Annotated in this window: 13 protein-coding genes; 4 read left to right on the forward strand and 9 right to left on the reverse strand. The window is 64.4% G+C overall.

Features of this window, described 5'->3' with window-relative positions; all coding sequences use genetic code 11:
• Window positions 1-132: 132 nt before the first annotated feature.
• The 3 genes from CRO50_RS02130 to CRO50_RS02140 form a co-directional block, all read right to left on the reverse strand.
• On the reverse strand, window positions 133-1,104 hold the full coding sequence (locus tag CRO50_RS02130) for a glycosyltransferase family 2 protein (protein WP_232617775.1): 972 nt from the start codon (window positions 1,102-1,104) through the stop codon (window positions 133-135).
• Between the two features lie 74 nt (window positions 1,105-1,178).
• Window positions 1,179-2,162, reverse strand: coding sequence for a UDP-glucose 4-epimerase GalE (galE, locus tag CRO50_RS02135; protein ID WP_097144217.1), 984 nt, complete (start codon window positions 2,160-2,162; stop codon window positions 1,179-1,181).
• A gap of 11 nt (window positions 2,163-2,173) precedes the next feature.
• Entirely contained in the window at window positions 2,174-3,070 is an 897-nt protein-coding gene (locus tag CRO50_RS02140; protein WP_097144218.1) for a UTP--glucose-1-phosphate uridylyltransferase, read from the reverse strand.
• Window positions 3,071-3,902: 832 nt separating this feature from the next.
• On the opposite strand from CRO50_RS02140, the gene CRO50_RS02145 reads away from it, so the two are divergent.
• Window positions 3,903-4,724: an ABC transporter permease gene (locus tag CRO50_RS02145; RefSeq protein ID WP_097144219.1), complete on the forward strand. Its 822-nt coding sequence runs from the start codon at window positions 3,903-3,905 to the stop codon at window positions 4,722-4,724.
• Between the two features lie 12 nt (window positions 4,725-4,736).
• Here CRO50_RS02145 and CRO50_RS02150 read toward each other — a convergent pair whose 3' ends face one another.
• A complete protein-coding gene (locus CRO50_RS02150; protein WP_097144220.1) occupies window positions 4,737-5,348 on the reverse strand; it encodes an alpha-ketoglutarate-dependent dioxygenase AlkB family protein in 612 nt (203 codons plus the stop codon).
• Between the two features lie 349 nt (window positions 5,349-5,697).
• Between CRO50_RS02150 and dnaK the strand changes: the two genes are divergently transcribed.
• Window positions 5,698-7,617, forward strand: coding sequence for a molecular chaperone DnaK (dnaK, locus tag CRO50_RS02155; RefSeq protein WP_097144221.1), 1,920 nt, complete (start codon window positions 5,698-5,700; stop codon window positions 7,615-7,617).
• Between the two features lie 91 nt (window positions 7,618-7,708).
• Entirely contained in the window at window positions 7,709-8,854 is a 1,146-nt protein-coding gene (gene dnaJ / locus CRO50_RS02160; protein WP_097144222.1) for a molecular chaperone DnaJ, read from the forward strand.
• A gap of 75 nt (window positions 8,855-8,929) precedes the next feature.
• Here the strand turns inward: dnaJ and CRO50_RS19855 are convergent, their stop codons facing one another.
• Window positions 8,930-9,925, reverse strand: a complete 996-nt coding sequence (locus CRO50_RS19855; RefSeq protein ID WP_143516839.1) for a vWA domain-containing protein — start codon at window positions 9,923-9,925, stop codon at window positions 8,930-8,932.
• Window positions 9,926-10,170: 245 nt separating this feature from the next.
• Here CRO50_RS19855 and radC point away from each other — a divergent pair, with 245 nt between their 5' ends.
• A complete protein-coding gene (radC, locus tag CRO50_RS02165) occupies window positions 10,171-10,932 on the forward strand; it encodes a RadC family protein (RefSeq protein ID WP_097144223.1) in 762 nt (253 codons plus the stop codon).
• 60 nt (window positions 10,933-10,992) lie between these two features.
• On the opposite strand, the gene CRO50_RS02170 is transcribed toward radC, so the two are convergent.
• From CRO50_RS02170 to CRO50_RS02185, 4 genes are all read right to left on the reverse strand, one after another.
• Window positions 10,993-11,415, reverse strand: a complete 423-nt coding sequence (locus tag CRO50_RS02170) for a GlcG/HbpS family heme-binding protein (RefSeq protein ID WP_097144224.1) — start codon at window positions 11,413-11,415, stop codon at window positions 10,993-10,995.
• A complete protein-coding gene (locus CRO50_RS02175; RefSeq protein ID WP_097144225.1) occupies window positions 11,412-13,571 on the reverse strand; it encodes a malate synthase G in 2,160 nt (719 codons plus the stop codon). The genes CRO50_RS02170 and CRO50_RS02175 overlap by 4 nt, the downstream gene beginning before the upstream one ends.
• Before the next feature lie 118 nt (window positions 13,572-13,689).
• On the reverse strand, window positions 13,690-15,249 hold the full coding sequence (locus CRO50_RS02180) for a phosphate ABC transporter substrate-binding/OmpA family protein (RefSeq protein WP_097144226.1): 1,560 nt from the start codon (window positions 15,247-15,249) through the stop codon (window positions 13,690-13,692).
• Window positions 15,250-15,271: 22 nt separating this feature from the next.
• Window positions 15,272-16,363 (reverse strand): translocase, encoded by a 1,092-nt coding sequence (locus CRO50_RS02185; RefSeq protein WP_097144227.1) that lies wholly within the window; start codon window positions 16,361-16,363, stop codon window positions 15,272-15,274.
• Between the last annotated feature and the right edge of the window lie 52 nt (window positions 16,364-16,415).

Genomic DNA, 16,415 nt, shown 5'->3' on the forward strand with positions numbered 1-16,415 from the left:
GCCCAATGCGCTGCTCCCCGACCGGGCTGCGTCCCGGCCCCGCCATTGTTTCGATCCTTCTACAAGTCATTTCTCTATGAAAAAGGAACCCACTGAAAGCGGGAACTTGGCAGCAGGGCGGGGCATCAGGGCTCAGGGAAGCTTCAGCGCTTGCATCAGGCCAAGATATTCCAGCTGCTCGGGGCTTTCGTAGCGCAGGCTCGCAGGAGAGAGCATCTGCGCCCCCGCCGCGACGGCGCGATAGTAATCATCGAAGTCCTCGGGCGCGCCGAAATGCTCGCGCCGGCTGCGCTCTTCGCGGGCCCGGCTAGGACTGTCGGGCAGGAACTTGGTGTGCAGCAGCACCCCCGAGGGGTCATCGCCCTCGGGCCCGGAATAAAGCGCGTTGAGCCGCGCCGGCAGCAGCGAATGGGTCGAGTTCAGATAGGCGTAGCGGCGGTTCCACCGGACCAGCGGCAGCTTGTTCAGCGTCGGCGCGCGCTCCGGGGTCTCGGCGAAGAAGACCCGGTCGCGGCTGCCGCCCTGCAGCCAGAGATTGCCGTGCCGCGCCTGCCAGCGGGCGCGGAAGGGGCCGGGGTCAAAATGGGTCAGCAGCTGCACCGGGTCCTCGCCCGGCTGGTAGATGCCCTGGCCCAGGGGCGCCTCGGGTAGCAGATCCAGCATCAGCGCGCCCATGGCCGGGCGCCCGGCGACCTCCAGGCGGCGGGTCAGGCGCGGCAGGCTCTCCATGCCCGGCGTCACCAGAAGCTCGTCGGCATCCACCGTCAGGCACCAGTGACCATGGCCGTGGCGCATCAGCAGCCAGCCCAGCCAGTCCATGCCAAACCGCGCGGCCCGGTAGCTGCGCCCTGTGCGCCAGATCGAGACATCGCCCTGGTCGGCCATCCACTCGGCGGAGCCATCCTGGCTTCCATTGTCCACGACAAGGAAGTGGGACACCCCGAGGCTACGGTAATGGCTCATGAAGTAGGGCAGCCTGAGCGCCTCGTTGCGCAGGCAAACGAAAAGCAGAACCTCGCCGTCCGAGATCCCGTCGGTGCGGTCGGAGAGCGGGCTCAGCGCATGACGGGCCCGGAACGCGCGCCAAAGCAGACGGCGGCGCAACAGCCTCTGCCGATAGCGCCGCCACGGGCCGGGACGCGGCGGCGGACCCGGAGGCCCCCCGTCCGCGCCGCGGCTCACTTCTGATATGATCCTGTCCTGTGCCACCGATATGCATCCTCGATCATCATATCGAGGCTTGAGCGCTGCGGAGTCCAGCCCAGTTCCGTCTCGGCGCGGACCGAGCCCGACACCAGCTTGGTGCAATCGCCCGGCCGGCGCGGCCCCTCGCGGTGCGGCACCTCCTTGTTGGTCACCACACGTGACTGGTCCATCACCTGCCGCACCGAGAAGCCAGAGCCGGTGCCCAGGTTGAACACCCGGTTGCCCTTGCCGTTCTCCAGCCACTTCACCCCCAGCACATGGGCATCCACCAGGTCGCAGACATGGACGTAATCGCGGATGCAGGTGCCGTCGGGGGTGTCGTAATCGGTGCCGAAGATGGTCAGCGCATCGCGCTGGCCGTCGATGGCCTCCAGCATGATGGGAATCAGGTGGGTCTCGGGGCGGTGATGCTCGCCCACTTCGCCTTCGGGATCGGCGCCGGCGACATTGAAGTAGCGGAAGATCACGTGGCGCAGCCCGTAGGCCTCGCCGAAGTTCTTCAGGATCTCTTCCACCGCCTGCTTGGAGGCGCCATAGGCGTTGATCGGATGCTGCGGCGTCTCTTCGTCCAGCACGACGTTGTCGTGTTCGCCATAGGTGGCGCAGGTCGAGGAGAAGACGAAATTCATGCAGCCCGCGCCAACGGCGGCCTCGATCAGGTTGAGAGAGCCCATGACGTTGTTGCGCCAGTAGAGCCCCGGCTCCTTCATGCTTTCGCCGACCTGGCTGAGGGCGGCGAAATGCATCACGGCGACGGGCTCATACTTGGCAAAGACCGCGTCCAATCGGGCGCGGTCCAGAAGGTCACCTTGTTCAAAAGGCCCGAATTTCACCGAATCTTCCCATCCGGTGACAAGGGAATCGAAGGTGACGGGCGTATAGCCGGCCCGTTTCAGGGCCTTGCAGGCGTGCGAGCCGATATAGCCCGCACCCCCTGTCACGAGGACGTTCTCCAAGGCCTGCGTCCTTACTGTGCGGCCTGCGGATGCTGAACCACATCCTGCAGGTAGCCCATCAGCTCGTCGCGCAGGTCGTCACGGGCCAGACCGAAGGACACGGTGGCCTGCAGGAACCCGGCCTTCGAGCCGCAGTCGAAGCGCTGGCCGTTGAAACGGAACCCGTGGACGGGGCGCCCGGCGGTGAGTTCGTCGGCGATGGCGTCGGTCAGCTGGATCTCTCCACCGGCGCCGGTCTTCATCTGGTGCAGGTTTTCCATGACATTCGGCGTCAGCACGTAGCGGCCGATGACCGCCAGGTTCGACGGCTCGGTGCCGGGGGCGGGCTTCTCGACCATGCCCTTGACCGACACGACAGAGCCCATGTCCTCTTTCACGTCGAGGATACCGTAGGACTTGGCCTTGTCCGAGGGCACTTCCATGGCGGCGACCATGCAGGCGGGGTTCTCTTCAAAGGCTTCGACCATCTGCTGCAGGCAGGGCTTCTCGGCGGCGATGACATCGTCGGGCAGGATCACCGCGAAGGGTTCATCGGCGCGCAGCAGGCGGCGGGCACACCAGACCGCGTGACCCAGGCCCAGGGCCTTGTGCTGGCGGATATAGGCGATCTGACCGCTGTCCATGTAGGTGGACTTGAGCACCTCAAGCAGGTCGTCCTTGCCCTTGGCCTGAAGCTCGGCTTCCAGGATGGCGCTGTGGTCGAAGTAATCCTCGAGCGCGGATTTGCCCCGCGAGGTGACGAAAATGAATTCCTCGATCCCGGCGGCGCGGGCCTCGTCGATCGCGTACTGGATGAGCGGGCGGTCAACCAGGGTCATGATCTCCTTCGGAACCGACTTCGTCGCGGGAAGGAAACGGGTGCCCAGGCCGGCAACGGGGAAAATGGCTTTGGTGACTTTGTTCTTCACTGTTTGCCCTCAATGACTGTGCTTCGGGTTCAAGGACCCATCAGCTTCAACAAGAATGCCGAGGCTTTCGCGCACGGCTGGATAGGTAGAATGGACCAATAATCTCTGACCAAGATGACCATTGCTTAATCCCTGGGGAGTTACCACAGCAGACGGGTGACTTTGATGACCACGGGCGGCTCATTGCCCGGAATCTGCCAAAGTTTTCGCCGCGAGCCGGGATGCCTTCCTCTTCCACCCATGCGCTCCGATTGCGCCGCTGCCGGACGCAGGGCGCTTCTGGTCATGGTAGTGCAGTCCACGAAATAAGCAAAATGTGATTGGATCCATGATCCGGAGGCCCCGCGCATCACCTCTGGCCCCCGTCAGCAGGAGCACAGGCAGCCCCGCGCCAAGCTGAGATCCGAGCGGACCCCGCCGAAGGACCACCCTAAGCTTTTGTAATTCAACAACTCTGTCACGGAGGCACCCAGGGAACACATGGCCCGCGCCCGCAAGGCCCGCCGGGGCGCGCCCTTCGGCAACACGCGGCCACGCGGGCCGGGCCGGCCCGCCGAAACAACCGGCAAAGGGCCTGTTGCCGGCGCTTTCACGCCGCCGCGCCGCAGCACAACCGGGGCGGGCAAGCCGTCCGGAGGGTCAGGGGTGTTGCGCGAAGGCCTCGGGGCGGGGCCCTCGGTCACCGGGAACATGCCGGGAAAGGCGCCCTTGATCGCGCGGGTGATCACCCCATTTGCCTGACACCGCAGGGCAGGTTATCTTCGCCCCAGGACAGACCCCCAATGGCACGCCGAAACGGCGGTCGGGCGGGTCCAGGGCAGAGTTTCGGCATATGTTTCAGCAACGCGCCAGGAAGACACGGCTGCAATCTGCCATCTCGATGGCAGAGCTCATCTTCCATTCCACCGCCCACAACATCCGCAAGAGCCACAACAACGCGATCCTGTCGATCGTCAACAACCTGATCCGCGTGGCGATCATGCTGGCGGTCTTCTACGGCATGTTCGCCATCCTCGGGCTGCGCCGCACGGCGATCCGGGGCGACTTCCTGTTGTTCATGCTCTCGGGGATCTTCCTCTACATGACACACGTGAAGACGGTCTCGGCGGTGATGGGGGCGGATGGCCCCAGCTCTCCGATGATGAAACACGCGCCGATGAACACGCTGATCGCGCTGGCCTCCTCGGCGATGTCGACGCTCTACCTGCAGATCCTGACGCTCTTCGTGATCCTCTTCGTCTACCACGTCGCGGTCACGCCCTTCGACATCTACGATCCCGCCGGGGCCTTCGCCTGCATCATGGTGGCCTGGTTCTACGGAATCGCGGTCGGAGTCTGCTTCCTGGCGCTGAAACCCTGGTTCCCCGAGTTCACCGGCATTGCCGCCCAGCTCTATACCCGCGCCAACATGATCGCCTCGGGCAAGATGTTCGTCGCCAACCAGGTGCCCCCGTCGATGCGCAACATCTTCGACTGGAACCCGCTCTATCACACCATCGACCAGGCGCGCGGCTACACCTTCATCAACTACAATCCGCATTTCTCGTCGCTGACCTATGCGCTCATCGTGGCGGTGGCGATCTTCTGCATCGGCATGATCGGAGAGTTCTACACCCGCCGCCATGCCTCGCTCAGCTGGAACGCGCGCCGCTGAGGGGCCGCTGCCCTAGTCCACCACCCGGCAGGTCAGGTTGATCCGACCGCCCTGGGCCAGCAGCGTGGAAGACCCCGCGCGGATCTTGTCGACCCCGTGGTGCAGCAGCCGCGCCTCTCCGCCCAGAACCGCCACGTCGCCGCTTTGCAGCCAGATCGACTCGGTAGGGCCGCCGCGCTCCAGGTTGCCGATGCGGAAAAGCCCGTCATCGCCCAGGGAGATCGACAGCACGGGCCAGCTGAAATCGGCCTCGTCACGGTCCTGGTGCAGCCCCATGCGGGCGCCCTCGCGGTAGAAGTTCACCAGGCAGCAATCCGGGGTGCGGTCGAGGCCGGTGATACGATGCCAGAGCTCCAGCACCGCCTGCGGGATCGGCGGCCAGTCCACCCCCGAGGGATGCCGCCGCTCGTAGCGATAGCCGCGCCGGTCCGAGTACCAGCCGTATTTCCCCGCCGAGGTCATCTGCACCGACATCTTCCGGCCGAAGCGTGTCTCGGGCGAAAAGAGCGGCGCGGCACGCTGCACGGCGCGCAGATCCTCGAGCAGCGCTTCCTGCGCGGCGCGGTCAAGCGCCTGCTGGTAGATCTGGACCCCGCGCAGGGTCAGGCTGGGGGGAAGACTCATCCGGGGCTCCTGTTTCCCTGGCCGTAGGGTAGGCCCGGAGGGCGCTCGGGCAACCCGTTTCCTGCGCCTCGGGCCCGGAACGTCCCGCAGGAAAGGGAAGAATCGGCAGAACGGAATCCCGGAAAACCGCCCAAACCGACACCAAAGAACGTAGCGGCGCGGGGATTAGCAGTATTTTTTGACGATCTCGCGCTTGTGAGCGGCTTGCAGGCCCGAAACCCCCTCCTTATATACCCCTCGAAGCCCGGCGGGCGGGGCGAAACCCCCGCCGGACCGGGTCTCGGAAGAGCCGATGCCGTAATCGGGTCGGACTGCCAGACCATCGCCTTAAGTAGAAGGGATTGCAAACATGGGTAAAGTGATCGGGATTGACCTCGGCACCACCAACTCCTGCGTCGCCATTATGGATGGCGCACAGCCGAAAGTTATCGAAAACTCCGAAGGCGCACGTACCACGCCTTCGATCGTCGCCTTCACCGATGAAGAGCGGCTGGTCGGCCAGAGCGCAAAGCGCCAGGCCGTCACCAACTCCACCAACACCATCTTCGGCGTGAAGCGCCTGATCGGCCGTCGTGCAGACGACGCGGATCTGGCCAAGGACCTGAAGAACCTGCCGTTCAACGTCATCGACGGCGGCAACGGTGATGCATGGGTGGAATCCAAGGGCGAGAAGTACTCTCCCAGCCAGATTTCCGCCTTCATCCTCGGCAAGATGAAGGAAACCGCCGAGAGCTACCTCGGCGAAGAAGTCGACCAGGCGGTCATCACCGTCCCGGCCTACTTCAACGACGCCCAGCGTCAGGCCACCAAGGATGCCGGCAAGATCGCCGGTCTGGAAGTGCTGCGGATCATCAACGAGCCGACCGCCGCTGCCCTCGCCTATGGCCTGGACAAGGAAGAAAGCCACACCATCGCGGTCTATGACCTCGGCGGCGGTACCTTCGACGTCACGATCCTGGAAATCGACGACGGCCTGTTTGAAGTGAAGTCGACCAACGGCGACACCTTCCTGGGTGGCGAAGACTTCGACATGCGGATCGTCAACTACCTGGCCGGCGAGTTCAAGAAAGAGCACAACGTCGACCTGACCCAGGACAAGATGGCCCTGCAGCGTCTGAAGGAAGCCGCCGAAAAGGCCAAGATCGAGCTCTCCTCCAGCCAGTCGACCGAGATCAACCAGCCCTTCATCTCGATGGGTGCCAACGGTCAGCCCCTGCACATGGTCATGAAGCTGACCCGTGCCAAGCTGGAAAGCCTGGTGGGTGACCTGATCAAGGGCTCGCTGAAGCCCTGCCAGGCAGCCCTGAAGGATGCGGGCCTGTCCACCTCCGACATCGACGAAGTCGTTCTGGTCGGCGGCATGACCCGCATGCCGAAGGTCATCGAAGAGGTGACCAAGTTCTTCGGCAAGGAACCCCACAAGGGCGTGAACCCGGATGAAGTCGTCGCCATGGGCGCCGCCATCCAGGCCGGCGTTCTGCAGGGTGACGTGAAGGACGTGGTCCTGCTGGACGTGACCCCGCTGTCCCTGGGCATCGAAACCCTGGGCGGTGTCTTCACCCGCCTGATCGACCGCAACACGACCATCCCCACCAAGAAGTCCCAGGTCTTCTCGACCGCCGAGGACAACCAGAACGCCGTGACGATCCGCGTGTTCCAGGGTGAGCGTGAGATGGCCGCCGACAACAAGATGCTCGGCCAGTTCAACCTGGAAGACATCCCGCCGGCGCCGCGTGGCATGCCCCAGATCGAGGTGACCTTCGACATCGACGCCAACGGCATCGTGTCGGTCTCTGCCAAGGACAAGGGCACCAACAAGGAGCAGAAGATCACCATCCAGGCCTCCGGTGGCCTCTCGGACAGCGACATCGAACAGATGGTCAAGGACGCCGAGGAGAACGCCGAGGCGGACAAGCAGCGCCGCGAGCTGGTGGAAGCCACCAACCAGGCGGAAAGCCTGATCCACTCGACCGAGAAGTCGATCGAGGACCACGGCGACAAGGTCGACCCCTCGACCGTCGAGGCGATCGAGCTGGCCGTCGCCGCGCTGAAGGACGAGCTGGAAAAAGGCAACGCCGACAAGATCAAGGCGGGCATCCAGAACGTCACCGAAGCGTCGATGAAGCTGGGTGAGGCGATCTACAAGTCGCAGATGGACGAGGGCTCGGACGAGCCCGAGGCCGCCGACAGCGCCGCCGAGGGATCTTCGGATGACGACGACATCGTCGACGCCGATTTCGAGGATCTGGATGACAACAAGCGTGGCTGATCCTTTCAGCCCACGCTGAGGAACCTCTGGGGCCGGTCCTCCCTTCGGGCGGGCCGGCCTTCCACGTTCCTGAGGCAAGGGATAACCGACCGTGGCAAAACGAGATTACTACGAGGTGCTTGGCCTCGCCAAAGGGGCCTCGGCGGAGGAGATCAAGAAGGCCTATCGCAAGAAGGCGAAAGAGCTTCACCCCGACCGCAACTCGGACAACCCCAATGCAGAAGAGCAGTTCAAGGAGGCCAACGAGGCCTATGACTGCCTGAAGGACCCCGACAAGAAAGCTGCCTATGACCGTTACGGTCACGCGGCCTTCGAGGGCGGCATGGGTGGCGGTGGCCGTCCCGGCGCCGGCGGGCAGGCGGACTTCGCCTCTGCCTTCTCGGATGTCTTCGACGACCTCTTCGGCGATTTCATGGGCGGGCGTCAGCCCGGCGGCGGACGCCAGCGTGCCACCCGCGGCTCGGACCTGCGCTACAACCTGCGCATCTCCATGGAAGAGGCCTACGCCGGCCTGCAGAAGGCCATCCGCGTGCCGACCTCGGTGCAATGCGGCACCTGCGAGGGGTCCGGTGCCGAAGGCGGGGCAGAGCCCACCACCTGCCCGACCTGCTCGGGCATGGGCAAGGTCCGCGCGCAGCAGGGCTTCTTCACCGTCGAGCGCACCTGTCCGACCTGCTCGGGCATGGGCCAGATCATCAAGAACCCCTGTTCCGCCTGTGGCGGCCAGGGCCGTGTCGAGCGGGATCGCCAGCTGTCGGTGAACATCCCCGCAGGCGTCGAGACCGGCACCCGCATCCGCCTGGGCGGAGAGGGCGAAGCCGGGCTGCGCGGCGGTCCGGCGGGCGATCTCTACATCTTCATCGAGGTCGCCAAGCACGAGATCTTCGAGCGTGAGGGCGTCAACCTCTTCTGCCGCGTCCCCGTCTCGGTGGCCAAGGCAGCGCTCGGCGGCGATATCGAGGTGCCGACCATCGACGGCGGCCGCTCCCGCGTGAAGATCCCCGAGGGGTCGCAATCGGGCCGCCAGATGCGCCTGCGCGGCAAGGGCATGCCCGCCCTGCGCGGCGGCGGTCAGGGTGACATGTTCATCGAACTGGCGGTGGAAACCCCGGTGAACCTGACCTCGCGCCAGAAGGAACTGCTGCGCGAGTTCGAGGACCTGTCGGAAGAGAACAACCCCGAGAGCGAGGGTTTCTTCAAATCCGTCAAGGGCTTCTGGGATTCGATGAAGAGCTGAGGCCGGGCGCTTCGGTGAGATTTGAGAGGGGCGGTCCGTTGGGCCGCCCTTTTTATTAACCCACTCATCTCTAGATTAGTCTAACGGGGTATAGTTTCCTTTGACTTTACCGGTCTGGTAGAGCCAGGGAACCCAGCGTAGTAGCCGATCTTCAGGACCTTCAAGTAAAGCAAAAGTACCCGTGGTCGAAATCGATTGCATTATGTCCTCTTGAGCCCAGCCGTACCCTCCCACCATGAATGATTCAATGTAGTCGGTAATCAACTTCAGGTTTCCGATCTCGTCGCTTCCGTCCGCTGTTCCATTAAGCTGACTGAGCCCGAAAACCAATTCTCCATCGGCATCAAGAAATTTTGGGTCTGACAAGCATATTTCCGGGTCGCTATTTGGATCTTCTACGCAAGGGTTTACGACAAAGGGAGTAGGTCTAGCAAAAATAGAGTTTCCAGATCGATATGCATTCACGATACCGTCTGAGAAAAAGAATACTATTGCCTTTCTTCGTTCCGCCGCTCTTTCACTTACAAGACGGGTCGAAACCTGCAGAACTAGCTCCAACTCGGTTGGCCCATGAGCCCTAAAACTATCCATGTACTCCAGAATGTCTGCCGTCTGGCGAGGCACCTCGAACGTTCGGGCTATAGGGCTTTCCTGCCCAATTGGAGGCACTTCATGTTCATATGCATAGCCCCTCTCACCATCTTGTTCATGACCTTGAGCTATCAGCGGAGTATGAACTACCGAGATAATGGAATCTGAAAATCCATACTTCCACAACCCTGCAGCTAAAGACTTAACTTGGCTCTTAAGCAGGGTATACTCATCCTCAATACTACCAGATATGTCGACTATTATAACTACATGAAGCTTATCGTTGGTGACGGAGGCGACCTCAGGCAGCGGTTTGGTGGACACCCGGTTAGACGCACTTTTAGCAGCGAGATTAGACCGATCTGAGCTCGAAGTCCTTGTTTCCAACATGTAATCCCACCACATCGCAAGGAAGGCCAAGGCAATAGTAACGACAACAGACAGGACTCCGATCCTTAGATGCCAATCTATTTTCTTCATTTCAGAATCCTGACTATTTGCATTGGCATTTTCGGTTCACGTGTCCGACCGTCCAAAACACTTTACAATTCAAATAGGTATCAACACTGACGTATGCCATCTACCATGCGCCAGCACGCTAGCTAAAATACAGAATTTTCCGGTATAAATCTGCGCATTTTTTGCTCTATTCTACGAACTTTATGAAGGCTGTAGATTCGCCCCCCTTCACCCCCCATTAACCACCCCTCGCGCACCCTGTGCGCATGACCGACCCGCGCGCCTTTCACGAAGCCTCTCTGCCGCTCTTCCCTTCGGAGGAAGCGCCGGAGGTGCCGCTGCCCTCCGGCAAGCTGCCCTCCTATATCGCCGACCACCGCAAGCGCCTGCGGGAACGCTTCATGCAGGGCGGGGCGAATGCCCTGCCGGATTACGAGATGCTGGAGCTCGTGCTGTTCCGCGCCAATGTGCGGCAGGACATGAAGCCCCTGGCAAGGCGGCTGCTGGAACGGTTCGGGGATTTCAACTCGGTCGTGACTGCTCCGCCCGAGCATCTGGTAGAGGTCGCGCAGGTCGGGCCGGCCGTGATCTGCGAACTGAAGCTGATCGAGGCCGCCGCGCAAAGGCTGGCGCGGGCAAGGGTGATGGGAAGGCCCGTCGTCAGCTCGTGGAACGCGCTGATCGACTATTGCCACACCGCCATGGCGCACCGCGAGACCGAGCAATTTCGGGTGCTCTACCTGGATCGGAAGAACGTGCTGATCGCCGACGAAGAACAGGGGAGGGGCACGGTCGACCACGTGCCCGTCTACCCGCGCGAGGTGGTGAAACGGGCGCTTGCCCTCAATGCCTCCGCCCTGATCCTGGTGCACAACCACCCCTCCGGCGATCCGACACCCAGCCAGGCGGATATCGACATGACGGCACAGATAGATGCGGCAGCCCAGGCGCTTGGCCTGGTGCTGCATGATCACATCATCGTCGGGCGCTCACGCGAGATGAGCTTCCGCTCCGAAGGCTACCTGTAGTCCGCAAGGGCAAACGGCCCCCGAGGGGGCCGCGCGTGATCCCGGGGCTTGGCTGGCGCCTCAGAGTGTCGCCTCGAATGCCGCAAGCCCGGCCTCGGCGACCTCACGGTCCTGTCCCGGCGTGCCCGAGCTGACACCGATACCGCCGACGCATTCGCCGCCGGCCATGACCGGCAGACCACCGGCCACGACCATCAGCCGCCCACCAATGGCCGAACCGATGCCATGGGCCGGCGCGCCGGGCTGGGCGGCGGCGCCATACTCATGGGTCGCCTTCTTCGCGCCCGAGGCGGTAAAGCTCTTGTCGATGGCGATGGTGATCGAGGTCACCTTGCCGCCCTCCATCCGCTCGAAGGCCAGCAGGTTGCCGCCTTCGTCCGTGATGGCGATGCACATGGGCACGCCGATTTCCGTGGCCTTGGCCTTGGCACCGTCCAGCAACAGGCGCGCATCGGCGAGGTCGAGGCGGGTGACCTGGATCATTGGGGGCTTGCCTTGGCCTTGGCCTCGCGGCGGCGGGCATGCAGCACTGGCTCGGTATAGCCCGAGGGCTGGGTGGTGCCGGTGAAGATCAGGTCCCGCGCGGCGGCAAAGGCCACGCCGTCGAAACCGGGTGCCATGGGGGTGTAGCTGGGATCGCCCGCGTTCTGGGCATCCACCTTCACCGCCATGCGCTTCAGCGCCTCTTCCACCTGCGCCTCGGTCACCAGACCATGCAGCAGCCAGTTGGCCAGGTACTGGGACGAGATCCGCAGCGTGGCACGATCCTCCATCAGCCCGACATCGTTGATGTCCGGCACCTTGGAGCAGCCTACTCCCTGGTCGATCCAGCGCACCACATAGCCCAGGATGCCCTGGCAATTGTTGTCCAGATCGCGGGAGACCTCTTCCTCGGTCAGGTTGCGGCCCGCAAGCAGCGGCGGGGTCAGCAGGGCGTCGAGAGAGGCCTTCTCACGCGATTTCAGCTCGTCCTGGCGGGCGAAGACATCGACCTGGTGGTAATGCGTCGCGTGCAGCGTGGCGGCCGTGGGGGAGGGGACCCAGGCTGTATTGGCCCCGGCCATCGGATGGCCGGTCTTGGCCTCCAGCATCTCGGCCATGCGGTCGGGCTTGGCCCACATGCCCTTGCCGATCTGGGCGCGCCCCTGCAGGCCACAGGCCAGGCCCGTGTCCACGTTGCCGTTCTCATAGGCCTGGAGCCAGGCGGCACCGGCCATCTCTGCCTTGGGAATGAAGGGCCCGGCCTGCATCGAGGTATGGATCTCGTCGCCGGTCCGATCGAGGAAGCCGGTGTTGATGAAGACCAGCCGGTCCTTCACCGCGCGGATGCATTCGCGCAGGTTCACCGAGGTGCGGCGCTCTTCGTCCATCACCCCCAGCTTCACGGTATTCTTGGGCAGACCCAGGATCACCTCGACCTCGGCATAGAGCTTCTCGGCGAAAGCCACTTCCTCGGGGCCGTGCATCTTCGGCTTCACCACGTAGACCGAGCCCTTGCGGGAATTGCGCGGCCCGCTCTCCTTCTTCAGGTCGTGCATGGCGCAGGCGACGGTGACCAGGGCGTCCAGCATGCCCTCGGGGGTCTCTTCGCCCTCGCAGAGCACGGCGTCGGTGGTCATCAGGTGGCCCACGTTGCGCACCAGCAGCAGGGCACGGCCCTGCAGCGACATCGGCTCTCCGGCGGGGGAGAGCAGCGCCATGTCGGGGGCCAGGCGGCGGGTCATCTGCTTGCCGCCCTTCTCGAAGCTCTCTTCAAGGTCACCCTTCATCAGGCCCAGCCAATTGGCATAGACGGCGGTCTTGTCGGCGGCATCGACGGCGGCAACGCTGTCTTCGCAATCCTGGATCGCGGTCAGGGCGCTTTCCAGCAGCACGTCCTTCAGACCAGAGGGGCTGTCACGGCCCACCGGATGGGCGGGGTCGATCAGCAACCCGATGTGCATGCCGTTGTGGCGCAGCATGTAGGTGGCGGTCTCGCCTTCCTCGCGGTAGCCGACAAAGGCTGCGGGGTCCTTGAACCCATGTACGCCCGAAGGCGACACGGCCACCAGCTCTTCGCCGCCGCGGCGGTACTCGGTCACCTCGGCATGAGAGATCGTCTTCAGCGGCACTGCCAGGTCCAGGAACTCGGCCGCCCAGGCCACCGCCTGCGCACCGCGCTTGGGGTCATAGCTCTTGCCCTCGGGCGCGCCGGGCAGGGCGTCGGTGCCATAGAGCGCATCGTAAAGCGAACCCCAGCGGGCATTGGCAGCGTTCAGCGCGAAGCGGGCGTTCATCACCGGAACCACCAGCTGCGGGCCTGCGGTCACGGCGATCTCGTCATCGACGTTCTTCGTGCCGATGGTGAAATCGGGGCCCTCGGGCACCAGGTAGCCGATCTGCTTCAGGAAGGCGCGATAGGCCTCGCCGTCCCAGGGCTGGCCCTTGCGGGCGACAAGCCAGTCGTCGATCTGCGCCTGCAGGGTCTCGCGCTTCTCCAGCAGGGCCAGGTTCTGCGGCACCAGCTTGCGCAGAAGGCGGTCGTAGCCACCCCAGAAGCCCTCGGGCTTCACCCCGGTTCCGGGCAGCACCTGCTCTTCCACGAGGGTGGCGAGCTCTTCTGCCACGGACAATCCGGCGCGGGTCACGTAACGGGTCATGCTGGTCTCCTGTCAAATCTCCGCCGCAAGATATCCGCTTTGCCCCGGCTGGCGATGGAAAAACTGAACCTTTCCACGATGTGGAAAGGTGGGCTGCGAAAATGGAAAGCAGACGCCGTCAGCGCAGCCAGACCTCGACCCGGCGGTTGACCCTGCGCCCCCATTCGCTGTCGTCGCAGGCCATGGGCATGGCCTCTCCGAAGGCGTCGGTGCCCAGCTCGATGCGCGACAGGTCGGCGGTCTCGGCGGCGGCGAGGATGGCGCGGCGCACGGTCTCGGCACGGCGGGCCGAAATGGCGCGGTTGGCCTCGGCACCGCCCTCACCATCCGAGAAGCCGACCAGCAGGATCTGCCGCCCGTCGTACTGGCCGCTTTCCAGCGCACCGGCGAGCAGCCGCACGTTGGACAGCGATTGCGCATCCAGCCGGGTCGAGCCGGCGCGGAAGCGGAACGAGGTGGTCAGGCGCTTCATCCCCGTGAGCGTGCCGATCATGCGCTGCAGCTCGGCCAGGGGCGTTTCCTCTCCGGCCTGGGCGATGGCATTGGCGAAGCGGTCGCCCTGGTCGTCGATGGCCACCTCCTCGGGCAGCTGGTCGACGAAACCGGCGCGTCGGATGACGTATTGCGCCTGGGGATCGCGGGTATAGGCCAGGAAGTCGCGTGCCAGCTTGGGGAGCCGCACGGCGGGCTGGTAAAGGAAAACCGGCGCGGTCATCGGGTAATCCTCTGTCTTGGCGTTGCGGCGGGTGGCCTGCAGTGTGAAGCCGCACTCGCCCGAGAGCGCCAGCCCGGCGGCAGAGCCGACCTCGGAGGCCGAAGAGAGCCCGATGGCGAAGGGGTCGGACAGCACCGCCTGCAAGAGCGCTTCATCGCTGTCATGCTCGACCGCGGTTTCGGCCAGCGTCACCTCGACCGGGGCCAGCAGCCGGTCCTGCACCACCTGGCCCAGACCAGAGCTCATCCGCCGCAGATGCGGCACGATGGGCGCATCCGCACCGCCCAGGTCCTGCCAGTTGTCGATCTCTCCGGCATAGACCTTGGCCAGCTCGGGCATGGTGATGCTCTGCACCGGGTTGCCCGGCGCCACGATGGGCACCAGCGCATCCAGCGCCAGCACCCGCGCGCGGCCCCGCTGGGTCAGATCGCCTAGCCCCGCCTCGCGCGCCGCGGTCAGCTCGGCCTCGCGCACTTCGCGCAGGGCCATGACCAGGTCGGCCCCATCCGCGATCAGCTCTTCAAAGCCGCGGTCCGTGGTGTGGCTGTGGATAGTGAACTCTCCGGCCACCCGGCCCGTGTCGCGCTCGCTGAGGGTATAAAGCACCTGTCCCGCCGCGACCTGCTCACGGGTGACGCCAAGGCCCGCGCGCAGGGCGAACCCCTCGACCAGGGCGGGCATCAGGATCTCTCCGACGGTCTCCGCGCCCGAGATGGTGATGCGGGCGACGAAATCGGTCAGGTCGGGGCAGCCCGGCCCCGCGCAGAGCACGCCCGAGCCATCCAGCGTCAGCACGCCGAACTCGGTCTGCAGCCGGTAGAATTCGCCGTCGAATCCCAACAGATCGCCGGACAGCTCGACCGCCCCGTCGCGCGAGGTCAGGGTGACATCCTGCGCCTTGACGGCAAGTGCCGGGCATAAAAGGAAAAGTGCGGCGCAGAACGCCGCACGGATAACTCGCATCTGGCACCCCGGTGTCCGGAACCTAGTTGGCCGCGATTTTCAGGTCGTCCAGGAGGTTTTTCAACAGCAGATAGTCCCCGGTGGCGTCGCAGGCGGGCATCGTGACATTCAGGTCATGGAAGCTGCCGAATTGCGCCTCGGCCACGTGGATCACCTGGCCGGTGACATCGCCGCCGCAATTGTCCTCGGTGACCTGCACCTCGACCGAAAGGTCGATGTCGCCGGCCTTGCGCGCGATCCCCAGCGGGAAGGAATAGACCTGCACCATCCGCGCCTGCGGCAGCTCGGGATTGCCCAACTGGGTCAGGAAGCCGCCTTCGCCGGTGGCGGCGACGGTGATGTCCTGCGGCGCGCCGGACCAGACGTGGCCCGGCTCTTCGTAGGCCGCGCCATATTCCAGCGCATGCAGCTCGAGCCCCGTCGCGCCCTGCCATTGAAGGACAGACCGGTCATAGAAGGCAAGAGAGCTGACCTCGGTATCGGCGCTGGCGCCTTCGCCGTCCTGGAAGACGGCAACGAAGATGGCGAACTCGGCCAGCGCCGGTACGGCGACCGAGAGCTGGCCCTCGTCATCGGTCAGCTCAGAAAAGACCATGCCTTCGTGATGGATGGCGACGCGCTCTCCGGCGTAGCAGGGGGCGGAAAGGCTGAGGTCCACCATGGCGGCGGCCTGGGATTCGGCGGTGAGGCTGATGGCGCATTCGTCCGAGGCCGTTTCGGCGGTGCCCTCGGGTGTGTCGCCCTCGGCGACGGGCAGCTCGGCCTGGGCCTGCAACAGCTGCGCCTGGCCACCGAAGTCCGCAGAGGCGGGATCGTTTTCCGGCAGGGTGACCGGAGAAGAGGTGAGCTCGATCTCGCGCAGGGCAAGCGGGGAGGTATCGAGCGCGGCCTGGGTCTCGGGCGCTTCGGGAAGGGCGGAGGCCACGGGGGCCTCGGCGGTCAGCTCGGTCACTGCGGGGGCTGCGGGCGCGGCGACGGCGGGCGTTGCGATGGCGACCGGGGCGGGGGAAGGCTGCCGCTGTTGCTGCATCACGAAGCCGGCAGATCCCGCCACGGCGAGACCGGCCCCCGAATAGGCGACCATCTTGATCAATGCAGCCTTGGCGATCGGCATTCTGAACCCTCCTGCGCTTGCACAAGCATTGCGGCGGATTCTGTCACAGGTG

Origin of the sequence: Pseudooceanicola antarcticus, assembly GCF_900215355.1 — a bacterium.
GTDB classification, from domain to species: domain Bacteria; phylum Pseudomonadota; class Alphaproteobacteria; order Rhodobacterales; family Rhodobacteraceae; genus Pseudooceanicola; species Pseudooceanicola antarcticus.